Below are 11,937 nucleotides of genomic sequence, written 5' to 3'. Positions count from 1 at the left end.
TCAGGGCGCCAGGCTTTTGCGGAACCTGGCCAGCGCCACGACAAAGAACAACAAGCCGATCGCGGCCAGTGCCAGCAGGTCCGGCCGCGCCACGCCAACGCCTGCGTCCCGGAACAGAATCGCTGCACTCAAGCTCACAAAATGCGTCGACGGCGAGCCTTGCATCACCCATTGCAACCACTCGGGCATGCTGTCCAGCGGCGTACTGGCGCCTGATAAAAGCAGCATCGGGATGATCAATTAGCGCAGCGCCAGCACCGCGGCCCATTGTTCGGCGGTGACCGGCATCACCGACAAGCGGCTGCCTTTTTGCACCAGAGGCAGTTCGGCGAGGGCGGTTTGCTGTTTCAGGTAGCCCAGGCCCAGCACTTTGGGGAATGTTTGGACGTGCGCAACGTTGATCGCGCTCCACGGGTTTTTTTCCGGCGTGGCCTTGGCGTCGAAGTAGTGGCTGTCCGGTTCCAGCGCAGTCGGGTCCGGGTAGGCGGCTTCGACGATTTTGCCGATCCCGGCAATGCCCGGCTCGGGGCAACTGGAGTGGTAGAAGAAAAACGCGTCACCCACCGCCATGGCGCGCAGGAAGTTGCGCGCCTGGTAATTGCGCACGCCGTCCCAGCGCGTTTCGCCAAGCGTTTCCAGGCCTTTGATGGAGAGTTCGTCGGGCTCGGATTTCATCAGCCAGTAGGCCATTTTTGGGCTCCTGAAAAAGGCAGTGGGCAAGTTGTCAGGCAATTTGATGACAAACCGACAGTCGGTTGGCGCCAAGGTTTGCGTGTTGGTTCACGTTACCGCAAAATGCCGGCCTTTAAGCTTGACGCAGCTGCAACGGACTACTTTGGAACGTTGTTGTCATCGTGTACGAGGTGCCTGAAGGGGGGCAATCGATGCAACGTAAACCGGATTTACTATGGATTTTGGTGATTTTGTTTGGTCTGGGCGTCGTGACCACCGGGTATGCGCAAAGCTTGTGGTCGAACAAGACCGATGCGCCGGTCGAACTGGCTCAACAGCAGCCGCAACCCTTCAAGCGTTAACCCTTCCTCAAGACGCCGCTGCTTGCCGCGGCGTTTGTGCGACATACCACCGCTTATCGGTGACGGTGCCAGCCAATGGCACATCCCAACTGGCTTGTGCCAATCGATCGACCTTCTGACATTCATGGGCCAGGCCCAGCAGCGTCGGCTTGCGCCAGCGTTGGCGGCGCGCCAGGTAGGCGAGGCTGCGATCGTAGAAACCGCCGCCCATGCCCAGGCGGCCACCGGCGTCATCGAACCCCACCAACGGCAGCAACACCAGGTCCAGCGCCCACACCTTGCGCTGGCGCTTGGCGTTGACCCGTGGCTCCAGGATCCGAAAACGGTTGGGCTGCAGTTGTTCCCCAGGCTTCACGCGTTGGAACACCATCTTGGTGCGCGGCCAGGCGCTCAGCACCGGCAGGTAGGTGGCCTTGCCCCGGCGTTGAGCGGCACGCAGCAGCAGGCGAGGATCGATTTCGCCGTCCGTCGGTAGATACAAGGAAATATGTTTGGCCCGGCGAAACAGCGGGTGCTGTGCCAGTTGCCGATACAGGCCCTGCGCGGCCTGGCGCTGCTCGCTCGGTGTGAGGGCGCGGCGGGCTTTGCGCAGCATGCGTCGAAGGTGCGGACGGGAAAGCGGCGCAGGTTCGGTCATGGTTTTCGGCTCATAAAACAATGCCAGTCCGGGGACTGGCATTGAGTTTGGGAATTCAGGCTCCCCGACAGAGCCGCTGTCGACTTAGCCCTTGAACCCGAAAGTTCAAGGTGGAAGATGCAGTAGGCTTTAAGGCTTTCCGTCTAGCGGACATGCACACCAGCCCAACGTGCAACTTCCAGGGTAGTGCGAATCGGCTCAGGGACATCGCCGACTGGCAAACACGCCAGGGAGTGGGGCGAGTATACCTTAAACAGTCGCGGCAATCAGCCCTTGGGTGTGTCTGAATCGCTGGAAAGCACCAGATCAACACGTTCCAGCAGGTCACGCACCTGCTCGCGGGTCGAGCCGCTGGCCTGCACGTCAGGGCGTTCCTGCTTGTGCAGCAGGTCGTGGGTAATGTTCAGCGCGGCCATCACGGCGATACGGTCGGCGCCGATGACTTTGCCGCTGCTGCGGATTTCACGCATCTTGCCATCCAGGTAGCGCGCGGCGCTCACCAGGTTGTTGCGCTCTTCCTGGGGGCAGATGATCGAATATTCTTTGTCCAGGATCTGCACGGTGACGCTATTGCTTGAACTCATGAGTCTTGCTCCAGGGCCTTCAGGCGCGAAATCATCGATTCGACCTTACGCCGGGCGATTTCGTTTTTTTCAATGAGGTGAGCGCGTTCCTCGCGCCAGGTCTTTTCCTGAGCTAATAGGAGTCCGTTTTGACTCTTAAGTTGCTCGACCCGAGTAATTAGCAATTCGAGTCTGGCCATCAGCGCTTGCAGGTCGGTGTCTTCCATTGGGTTCCACTGGATTTTGTCTGATGAATGGCAACTGCAGGATAAACGATCTGACGCCCTTGATAGTCTTGGTACGTCTGCCGGTGCTAGGATACAGCGCTCCATTCTAGACATTGCGCCGTCTGGCGCCTAGCTCACCATGCCCATTCAGAACTCCCCGTACGATGCTTTTTCCAAACTGCTGAGCACCAGCGGTCATCCTTGCTCGCCTGCCGAACTGCACGGCGTGTTGCTCGGCCGCAGTTGCACCGGCGTTGGCTTTGATGCCGACAACTGGCTGGCCGACGTGGCCGAGCTGCTGGAAACCGAACCGACCGACAACGTGCGTAACGCGCTGATCGGCCTGCAAGAGATGGTCAAGGGCGAGCTGACCGGTGATGACGTCACCGTGGTCCTGCTGCTGCCGACCGACGACGCGCCGCTCACCGAGCGCGCCGCCGCGCTGGGCCAGTGGTGCCAGGGCTTCCTCCACGGTTTCGGCGTGAACGCCGGCGGCCTGGAGCTGAGCACCGATGCCAAGGAAGTGCTGCAGGACCTCGCTGCGATCTCCCAAGTGCAAGACGCGCTGGAAGAGTCCGAAGACGGCGAAGGCGACTACATGGAAGTCATGGAATACCTGCGCGTCGCGCCGTTGCTGCTGTTCACCGAGACCAAGAAGTCCGCTGAACCTGCTGCATCCAAGCCGTCACTGCACTAAGAAAGGAAGCCCATCTGCCCATGATCCATATCCCCAAAGCGGAATACACCCGCCGCCGCAAGGCGCTCATGGCGCAGATGGAACCCAATAGCATCGCGATTCTGCCGGCAGCCGCCGTGGCTATCCGCAATCGCGATGTCGAGCACGTCTATCGTCAGGACAGCGACTTCCAGTACCTGAGCGGTTTCCCTGAACCGGAAGCTGTGATCGTGCTGATGCCCGGTCGCCAGCACGGCGAGTACGTGCTGTTCTGCCGCGAACGCAACGCCGAGCGCGAATTGTGGGACGGCCTGCGTGCGGGTACCGAAGGCGCAATCCGTGACTTTGGCGCCGATGATGCCTTCCCCATCACCGATATCGACGACATCCTGCCCGGCCTGATCGAAGGCCGCGACCGGGTGTATTCGGCGATGGGCAGCAATGCCGAATTTGACCGGCACGTGATGGAGTGGATCAACGTGATCCGCTCTAAAGCGCACCTGGGCGCCCAGCCGCCGAACGAATTTGTTGCCCTGGATCATCTGCTCCACGACATGCGCCTGTATAAATCGGCGGCAGAAGTGAAAGTGATGCGCGAGGCCGCGCGGATTTCCTGCGCTGCCCACGTCAAGGCAATGCAGGCCAGCCGCGCCGGTTTGCATGAGTTCAGCCTGGAAGCCGAGCTGGATTACGAGTTCCGCAAAGGGGGCGCGAAGATGCCGGCCTACGGCTCCATCGTCGCCGCTGGGCGCAACAGCTGCATCCTGCATTACCAGCAGAATGACGCCGTGCTCAAGGACGGTGACCTGGTGCTGATCGACGCCGGTTGCGAGATCGACTGCTACGCCAGCGACATCACACGGACCTGGCCGGTCAACGGCAAGTTTTCACCTGAGCAAAAAGCGATCTACGAGGTTGTGCTGGCCTCCCAGGAAGCCGCCTTTGCCGAGATCGCACCGAACAAGCATTGGAACCAGGCCCACGAGGCGACCGTGCAGGTCATCACCGCCGGGCTGGTGAAGCTGGGGTTGCTGCAAGGTGACGTTGACGAACTGATCGCCAGCGAAGCCTACAAGCCCTTCTATATGCACCGCGCCGGCCACTGGCTGGGCATGGATGTGCATGATGTGGGCGAGTACAAGGTGGGCGGTGAATGGCGCGTGCTGGAAGTCGGCATGGCGCTGACCGTGGAACCGGGGATCTATATTTCGCCGGACAACCAGACTGTGGCGAAGAAATGGCGTGGCATTGGCGTACGCATCGAGGACGACGTGGTAGTGACCAAGCAAGGCTGTGAAATCCTGACCGGCGGCGTGCCCAAGACCGTCGCCGAGATCGAAGCGCTGATGGCGGCCGCCCGATGAGCCGGGTCAGCCTGGCGATTATCGGTGGCGGCTTGGTAGGCGCCAGCCTGGCGCTGGCGTTGCAGGCCGGGGCCAAGGCGCGGGGCTGGAAGATCGTGTTGATCGAACCCTTTGCACCGGGCGACAGCTACCAGCCAAGCTACGATGCGCGCTCATCGGCGCTGTCGTTTGGTGCGCGTCAGATTTACCAGCGCCTGGGCATCTGGCAGGACATCTCCCGTCGCGCCGAACCGATCAAGCAGATCCACGTGTCCGACCGTGGGCGTTTCTCCACCGCACGTTTGTCCGCTATGGAGGAGGGCGTGCCGGCCCTTGGCTACGTGGTGGAAAACGCCTGGCTCGGCCAATGCCTGTGGCAAGGCTTGGACAAAGACGTAGTCAGTTGGCGCTGCCCGGCGGAAGTCACCCGCATGGAGCCGCTGCCCGACGGCTATCGCCTGACCCTCAACGATGAAACCGTGCTCGAATGCGACCTCGCCGTGCTCGCCGATGGCGGCCGCTCAGGCTTGCGCGAGCAATTGGGCATCGGCGTGAAGACCCGTCCGTACAACCAGAGCGCGTTGATTGCCAACATCACACCCAGCGAAGCTCACAACGGCGAAGCCTTCGAGCGCTTCACCGACGAGGGGCCGATGGCCTTGCTGCCGCTGCCGGACAACCGCTGCGCGCTGGTCTGGACGCGCATCGGCATGGATGCGCAACGCCTGGCCGCGCTTGACGAGCGCAGTTTCCTGAGTGAATTGCAGGGCGTGTTCGGCTATCGCCTGGGCACCTTGAAGCAAGTCGGTGCGCGCCATCTGTATCCGCTGACCCTGGTGGAAGCCGAAGAGCAGGTGCGTTCCCACCTGGCGATCCTCGGCAACGCCGCCCACAGCCTGCACCCGATTGCCGGGCAGGGCTTCAACCTGTCCCTGCGCGATGCACATGCCCTGGCCGAGGCCTTGCTGGCCGGGCCGGCGATACCGGGCGACCTGGCGACCTTGCAAGCCTACCGCGAGCGCCAGCGCCTGGATCAGAAGTTGACCGTGGGCTTCTCCGATCAGGTCACGCGGCTGTTTGGCAGTGCACAACCGTTGGTCGCATTTGGCCGCAATATGGGGCTGCTGGGCCTGGATCTGCTGCCGCCGGCCAAGCGCTGGTTCGCCCGTCAGGCCATGGGCCTGGGCACGCGTCCCGATGCGTAAGTGGCTGGTGGCGCGGTTGGGCAAGGCGCGTTTGCTGCGTTGGGTCATGACGCTGTATCCGCCGTACCTGGGCGCGGGCGTCAGCGTGCAGCACATGAGCGCGGATTTTCGCCACGTCAAAGTGCGCATGGGCCTGGGCTGGTACAACCGTAATTACGTGGGCACGCAGTTCGGCGGCAGCCTGTATTCGATGGTCGACCCGTTCTACATGCTGATGCTGATGGAGAACCTGGGGCGCGACTACATCGTCTGGGACAAGGCCGCGAGCATCGACTTTATTTCGCCGGGCAAAGGCCCGGTGTATGCCGAATTCTTCATCGACGAGGCCTTGCTCGACGAGGTGCGTCGCCAGACCGAAGGCGGCGAGAAATACCTGCCCCACCTCAAGGTCGAGATTCATGACGGCTCCGGCACCCTGGTGGCGCGGGTCGACAAAACCCTTTACGTGCGGCGCAAGCCGCCAGCGAGACAGGCTTAAAGCATGGACATGCGCGCAGATGTGCTGATTGTCGGGGCCGGAATGGTCGGAAGCGCCCTGGCGCTGGCGTTGCAGGGCAGTGGCCTGCAGGTGCTGTTGCTCGACGGCAGCCCGCTGAGCGTCAAGCCGTTCGAGCATGATGCGGCTTTCGAGCCCCGCGTGAGCGCCTTGTCGGCTGCCAGCCAGCGCATTTTGGAGCGCCTGGGCGTGTGGGATGGCATTGTCTCGCGCCGCGCCAGCCCCTATGGCGAGATGCAAGTGTGGGACGGCAGCGGCACTGGGCAGATCCACTTCTCGGCAGCCAGCGTGCACGCCGACGTGCTCGGGCACATCGTCGAAAACCGCGTGGTGCAGGATGCCTTGCTCGATCGCCTGCACGACTGCGACCTGGGCCTGCTGGCCAATGCGCGCCTGGAACAGATGCGCCGTTCCGGCGATGACTGGCTGCTGACCCTGGCCGATGGCCGCACCCTGCGCGCGCCGCTGGTGGTCGCCGCCGACGGTGCCAACTCTGCTGTGCGCCGCCTGACCGGTACCGCCACCCGTGAATGGGATTACCTGCACAACGCCATCGTCACCAGCGTACGCAGCAGCCAGCCGCACCAGCGCACGGCGTGGCAACGCTTTACCGACACCGGCCCGCTGGCGTTTTTGCCGTTGGTGCGTGACGGGCAGGAGGACTGGTGTTCGATCGTCTGGTCGACCACGCCGGCTGAGTCCGAACGACTGATGGCCTTGGATGACGAACGTTTCTGTCGTGAGCTGGAACGCGCGTTTGAAGGGCGCCTTGGCACTGTGGTCAGCGCTGATCCACGGGTGTGCGTACCGTTGCGTCAGCGTCATGCCAAACGCTACGTGGCCGAGGGCCTGGCGTTGATCGGCGATGCGGCCCACGTGATCCACCCGCTGGCCGGGCAGGGCGTGAATCTGGGTTTCCTCGATGCGGCGGTACTGGCCGATGTGTTGTTGGCGGCCACCGAGCGCGGTGAGCGTCTGGCGGATGTGAAAGTGCTGAGCCGTTACGAACGTCGACGCATGCCGCACAACCTGGCCCTGATGGCGGCGATGGAAGGTTTTGAGCGGTTGTTCCAGGCCGATCAGCTGCCGTTGCGCTGGTTGCGCAATGCCGGGCTGAAGATGGTCGACCAGATGCCGGAAGCCAAGGCGGTGTTTGTGCGCCAGGCCTTGGGCTTAACGGGCGATTTGCCAGAACTCGCTAAACCCTGAGGCTTTTGTGCAACATCTGGTAACGCCTCCGCCGAGCGTTACCAAATGTGAGTCCCTATCATTTGCGCTCACTTTGCAAATGAGAGACCGCCCCCATGTTGGCACCCAAGCGCCTCCTGACTGCCCTGGCACTTACCCTGATCGGCAGCACCACCGTGCAGGCCGCCGACGAAGTGGTGGTCTACTCCTCGCGCATTGACGAACTGATCAAGCCGGTGTTTGACGCCTACACCAAAAAGACTGGCGTGCAGGTGAAGTTCATCACCGACAAGGAAGCCCCGCTGATGCAGCGCATCAAGGCCGAGGGCGAAAACGCCACCGCCGACCTGCTGCTCACCGTGGATGCCGGCAACCTTTGGCAGGCCGAGCAAATGGGCATTCTGCAACCGTTCACCTCACCTGTGATCGACAAGAACATCCCCCTGCAATACCGCTCATCCGCCCACGCCTGGACCGGCTTGAGCCTGCGCGCGCGGACCATCGCCTATTCCACCGACCGGGTAAAACCGGGTGACCTGACCACTTACGAAGCGTTGGCCGACAAGCAGTGGGAAGGCCGCCTGTGCCTGCGCACCGCGAAAAAGGTCTACAACCAGTCGCTGACCGCCACCCTGATCGAAACCCACGGCGCGGCCAAAACCGAAGAAATCGTCAAGGGCTGGGTGAATAACCTGTCCACCGACGTGTTCTCCGATGACATCGCGGTGCTGGAAGCGATCAACGCCGGGCAGTGCGACGTGGGCATCGTCAACACCTACTACTACGGCCGCCTGCACAAGCAGAAGCCAGACCTGGCGGTGAAGTTGTTCTGGCCGAACCAGGGCGACCGTGGCGTGCATGTGAACCTGTCGGGCATCGGCTTGACCAAGCACGCGCCACACCCGCAAGCCGCCAAGGCGCTGGTGGAGTGGATGACCACGCCAGAAGCGCAGAAGATTTTTGCCGATGTGAACCAGGAATTCCCGGCCAACCCGGCGGTGCCGCCGTCGGCTGAAGTCGCGACCTGGGGCAAGTTCGTGGCTGACACCTTGCCGGTGGAAGTGGCGGGCAAGCGTCAGGCTGAGGCGATTCGTTTGATGGATCGTGCGGGCTGGAACTAAGTACAATTTGTAGGACGCTGCAGATCCAAATGTGGGAGGGGGCTTGCCCCCGATGGCGGAGTGTCAGTCTACTCATCATTGACTGGTCCACTGCTATCGGGGGCAAGCCCCCTCTCACATTGGCATGTGGTGTTTTCAAGTTATTCATCTAACGAGAACTAACCTTTGGCCCATCCCGCCCAACGCCGCTGGTACCTGCCGGTCTTCAGCGCCGCCGCCTTGGTGCTGCTGCCGCTGAGCGTGCTGTTGCTGTCCTGGCAAAGCATCGACCAGCAGATCTGGTCCCACCTCTGGGACACCCAGATGCCCCGCCTGCTGGGCAATACCCTGACACTGGTGCTGGGCGTCGGCGTCGGCGTGACCCTGTTGGGCGTCAGCCTGGCCTGGCTGACCAGCCTTTGCGAGTTCCCCGGACGGCGTTGGCTCGACTGGGCGTTGATGCTGCCCTTCGCCATCCCTGCCTATGTGTTGGCCTTCGTGTTTGTCGGCCTGCTGGATTTCGCCGGCCCGGTGCAGACGCTGCTGCGGGAGTGTTTCGGCAGCGGTCTGCGCCTGCCTCGTGTGCGCTCCACCAGTGGTGTGATCATCGTATTGGTGCTGGTGTTCTACCCTTACGTCTACCTGCTGGCGCGTACTGCATTCCTGGCGCAGGGCAAAGGCCTGATGGAAGCTGCGCGAGTGCTCGGGCAATCGCCGTGGCAAGCGTTCTGGCGTGTGGCGCTGCCGATGGCACGACCGGCGATCGGTGCGGGTGTGGCGTTGGCGCTGATGGAAACCCTGGCGGATTTCGGTGCGGTCTCGGTGTTCAACTTCGATACCTTCACTACCGCGATCTATAAGACCTGGTACGGCTTTTTCAGTCTTTCCAGCGCCGCCCAACTGGCCAGCCTGTTACTGCTGGTAGTGATGCTGGTGCTGTACGGCGAGCGGCGTGCCCGTGGCGCGAGCCGACCCAGTAATGAGCGGCCTCGGGGCAAGGCGCTGTACCACTTGCGCGGGTTCAAGGCGGCAGCCGCCAGTACGTGGTGCGGCTTAGTATTTGCGTGCGCCTTTGTGATTCCGCTGTTGCAGTTGATTGCCTGGTTCTGGCAGCGCGGCCGGTTCGACCTGGATGAGCGCTATTCGGGGCTGATCGTCCACACCCTCTACCTCGGTGGTATCGCGGCGCTGATCACGGTCAGCGTGGCGCTGGTACTGGCCTTCGCCAACCGCCTGGCGCCGACCCGGGCGATTCGCTCCGGTATCAGCCTGGCCAATGTTGGCTATGCGTTGCCGGGTTCGGTGCTGGCGGTGTCGATCATGTTGGCGTTCAGCTACCTGGACCGGGAGCTGGTAGTGCCGCTTGCCGGCAAACCGTTGCTGCTGGGCAGCCTGTCGGCGCTGGTGCTGGCCTATCTGGTGCGTTTTCTGGCGGTGGCTTATGGGCCGCTGGAAAACAGCCTGGCACGCATTCGCCCGTCGTTGCCCGAAGCGGCGCGTAGCCTTGGCGTGAGTGGCCCGCGACTGTTTTGCAAGGTGTATCTGCCGCTTTTGCTTCCCGGCACCTTGAGTGCAGCCTTGTTGGTGTTCGTCGATGTGCTCAAGGAAATGCCCGCCACCCTGCTGATGCGCCCATTTGGCTGGGACACCCTGGCGGTACGCATCTTTGAAATGACCAGCGAAGGTGAATGGGCACGGGCCTCGTTGCCAGCCTTGACACTGGTGTTGGTGGGGCTGTTGCCGGTCATCGGGCTGATTCGACGTTCCGCCCGACCAATCGGCTAGGTGCCAGTCCTACGGCTTGCGGCTACAATGCGCGGCATTCGGTGCGCTCCATCCTTCGGATCGAGTCGCTGTGCGTGGCTGCAGGCCTTGTAATCCAAGGCGCTCAGCGCGAACAGCAATGCTGCGCACCTTCGCCAAGCCCGGAAGGAGAAACCCATGGGACAGCGTACGCCTCTGTATGACCTGCATCTCGCCCTCGGCGCGAAAATGGTCGATTTTGGCGGTTGGGATATGCCTTTGCACTACGGCTCGCAAGTTGAAGAACACCATCAGGTGCGACGCGACTGCGGGGTGTTCGATGTATCTCATATGACCGTGATCGATGTCACCGGCTCCCAGGCCAAGGAATGGCTCCAGCACTTGTTGGCCAATGACGTCGAACGTTTGCAGGGCTGTGGCCGTGCGTTGTACAGCGCCATGCTCAACGAGCGTGGCGGCGTGGTGGACGACATGATTGTCTATCGCACCGAAGCCGGGTACCGGCTGGTAGTCAACGCCGCCACCCGTGACCAGGACATGGCCTGGATGCAGGCGCAACTGGGCAGCTACCGCGTGCAACTGCATGAGCGCCCCGAGTTGGCCATGCTCGCCATCCAAGGCCCCCATGCGCGGCAGAAGATTGCCGAGTTGGTCACCCAGTCGCGCGGCACCCTGATCCACCAGCTCAAGCCTTTTGAAGGCCAGGCCGATGGCGATTGGTTTATCGCCCGCACGGGTTACACCGGTGAAGATGGCTTGGAAATTGTCCTGCCCGCCGATCAGGCGCCCGGTTTTTTCAACGATCTGGTGGGGGCGGGTATTTCACCCATCGGCCTCGGCGCACGGGACACCCTGCGTTTGGAAGCTGGCATGAACCTGTACGGCCAGGATATCCATCAGGACGTTTCGCCCTTGGCGGCCAACATGGCCTGGAGCATCGCCTGGGAACCTGCCGAGCGCGACTTCATCGGCCGCACGGCGCTGGAAGCCGAACTGGCCGCCGGTGTGCAGTTCAAACTGGTCGGGTTGGTACTGGAAGAACGTGGGGTTTTACGCGCTCATCAAGTGGTTCGTATCGCCAATGTTGGCGAAGGGGAGATCACCAGTGGTAGTTTCTCTCCTACGCTGAGCAAATCCATTGCCCTGGCGCGTGTACCGACGGCGACAGCCGATCGGGCCGAAGTGGAAATCCGCGGCAAGTGGTACCCGGTTCGAGTGGTCAAACCGACCTTCGTGCGCCATGGCAAAACCTTGATCTAACTATTTCCGGCAGGCCGATGGCCGCTGACACTACTTCTGAGGACACAGACTATGAGCAATATCCCGGCCGACCTGCGTTTTGCCGAGAGTCATGAATGGGCCCGTCTGGAAGCTGACGGTACGGTGACCGTCGGGATCTCCGACCATGCCCAGCAAGCGTTGGGGGACGTGGTGTTTGTTGAGTTGGCCGAAGTAGGGGCTCAGTTTGGCGCGACTGATCAGGCAGGTGTGGTGGAGTCGGTCAAGGCCGCTTCGGATATCTACTCCCCGGTTGCAGGCGAAGTGATTGCAGTCAACGAGGAACTGGATGGCAGCCCCGAACTGTTGAACTCCGACCCGTACGGCGCTTGGATCTTCAAGCTCAAGCCAAGCAACCCGTCTGATCTGGAAAAACTGCTGGATGCCGCTGGCTACAAAGCCGCTATCGGCGAGTAAGCGTAAGGC

Annotated in this window: 15 protein-coding genes and 1 other RNA gene; 10 read left to right on the top strand and 6 right to left on the bottom strand. The window is 62.0% G+C overall.

Going from position 1 to position 11,937, the window contains the following annotated elements; translation table 11 throughout:
* On the bottom strand, positions 1–228 hold the full coding sequence (locus PspS35_RS30145; protein WP_159937741.1) for an ABC transporter permease: 228 nt from the start codon (positions 226–228) through the stop codon (positions 1–3).
* Positions 229–240: 12 nt separating this feature from the next.
* A complete protein-coding gene (locus tag PspS35_RS28595) occupies positions 241–690 on the bottom strand; it encodes an EVE domain-containing protein (RefSeq protein WP_159937740.1) in 450 nt (149 codons plus the stop codon).
* Positions 691–884: 194 nt separating this feature from the next.
* Between PspS35_RS28595 and PspS35_RS30135 the strand changes: the two genes are divergently transcribed.
* Positions 885–1,034 (top strand): hypothetical protein, encoded by a 150-nt coding sequence (locus tag PspS35_RS30135; protein ID WP_010207387.1) that lies wholly within the window; start codon positions 885–887, stop codon positions 1,032–1,034.
* Positions 1,035–1,041: 7 nt separating this feature from the next.
* Here the strand turns inward: PspS35_RS30135 and PspS35_RS28590 are convergent, their stop codons facing one another.
* From PspS35_RS28590 to PspS35_RS28575, 4 genes are all read right to left on the bottom strand, one after another.
* Positions 1,042–1,671, bottom strand: coding sequence for a 5-formyltetrahydrofolate cyclo-ligase (locus tag PspS35_RS28590; RefSeq protein WP_159937739.1), 630 nt, complete (start codon positions 1,669–1,671; stop codon positions 1,042–1,044).
* 57 nt (positions 1,672–1,728) lie between these two features.
* Positions 1,729–1,907: non-coding RNA, 6S RNA (gene ssrS, locus PspS35_RS28585), on the bottom strand.
* Between the two features lie 30 nt (positions 1,908–1,937).
* A complete protein-coding gene (locus PspS35_RS28580) occupies positions 1,938–2,255 on the bottom strand; it encodes a cell division protein ZapA (RefSeq protein WP_159937738.1) in 318 nt (105 codons plus the stop codon).
* Positions 2,252–2,461 carry a TIGR02449 family protein gene (locus PspS35_RS28575; RefSeq protein WP_007982902.1) on the bottom strand — a complete coding sequence of 70 codons (210 nt, stop codon included), beginning with the start codon at positions 2,459–2,461 and terminating at the stop codon, positions 2,252–2,254. Before PspS35_RS28575 ends, PspS35_RS28580 begins: the two co-directional genes overlap by 4 nt.
* Before the next feature lie 139 nt (positions 2,462–2,600).
* Here PspS35_RS28575 and PspS35_RS28570 point away from each other — a divergent pair, with 139 nt between their 5' ends.
* From PspS35_RS28570 to gcvH, 9 genes are all read left to right on the top strand, one after another.
* Positions 2,601–3,158, top strand: a complete 558-nt coding sequence (locus tag PspS35_RS28570) for a YecA family protein (RefSeq protein ID WP_159937737.1) — start codon at positions 2,601–2,603, stop codon at positions 3,156–3,158.
* A 20-nt stretch (positions 3,159–3,178) separates the two neighbouring features.
* Positions 3,179–4,501: a Xaa-Pro aminopeptidase gene (pepP, locus tag PspS35_RS28565; RefSeq protein ID WP_159937736.1), complete on the top strand. Its 1,323-nt coding sequence runs from the start codon at positions 3,179–3,181 to the stop codon at positions 4,499–4,501.
* Complete coding sequence (ubiH, locus tag PspS35_RS28560) at positions 4,498–5,685, top strand: 2-octaprenyl-6-methoxyphenyl hydroxylase (RefSeq protein ID WP_159937735.1); 1,188 nt, start codon at positions 4,498–4,500, stop codon at positions 5,683–5,685. Before pepP ends, ubiH begins: the two co-directional genes overlap by 4 nt.
* The gene (locus tag PspS35_RS28555; RefSeq protein WP_159937734.1) at positions 5,678–6,163 is read left to right on the top strand and encodes a DUF4442 domain-containing protein; all 486 of its coding nucleotides are present in this window, start codon (positions 5,678–5,680) and stop codon (positions 6,161–6,163) included. Before ubiH ends, PspS35_RS28555 begins: the two co-directional genes overlap by 8 nt.
* Before the next feature lie 9 nt (positions 6,164–6,172).
* Positions 6,173–7,390 (top strand): 2-octaprenyl-3-methyl-6-methoxy-1,4-benzoquinol hydroxylase, encoded by a 1,218-nt coding sequence (locus PspS35_RS28550; protein WP_174244898.1) that lies wholly within the window; start codon positions 6,173–6,175, stop codon positions 7,388–7,390.
* A gap of 95 nt (positions 7,391–7,485) precedes the next feature.
* On the top strand, positions 7,486–8,490 hold the full coding sequence (locus PspS35_RS28545) for an extracellular solute-binding protein (RefSeq protein ID WP_159937732.1): 1,005 nt from the start codon (positions 7,486–7,488) through the stop codon (positions 8,488–8,490).
* A 165-nt stretch (positions 8,491–8,655) separates the two neighbouring features.
* Positions 8,656–10,254, top strand: coding sequence for an iron ABC transporter permease (locus PspS35_RS28540; RefSeq protein ID WP_159937731.1), 1,599 nt, complete (start codon positions 8,656–8,658; stop codon positions 10,252–10,254).
* Positions 10,255–10,410: 156 nt separating this feature from the next.
* On the top strand, positions 10,411–11,493 hold the full coding sequence (gene gcvT / locus PspS35_RS28535) for a glycine cleavage system aminomethyltransferase GcvT (protein WP_159937730.1): 1,083 nt from the start codon (positions 10,411–10,413) through the stop codon (positions 11,491–11,493).
* Between the two features lie 51 nt (positions 11,494–11,544).
* The gene (gene gcvH, locus PspS35_RS28530) at positions 11,545–11,928 is read left to right on the top strand and encodes a glycine cleavage system protein GcvH (protein ID WP_159937729.1); all 384 of its coding nucleotides are present in this window, start codon (positions 11,545–11,547) and stop codon (positions 11,926–11,928) included.
* Positions 11,929–11,937: the final 9 nt, after the last annotated feature.

The sequence above is a fragment of the Pseudomonas sp. S35 genome (assembly GCF_009866765.1).
Lineage (GTDB): Bacteria > Pseudomonadota > Gammaproteobacteria > Pseudomonadales > Pseudomonadaceae > Aquipseudomonas.
This window is presented reverse-complemented; position numbering and strand designations above follow the sequence as displayed.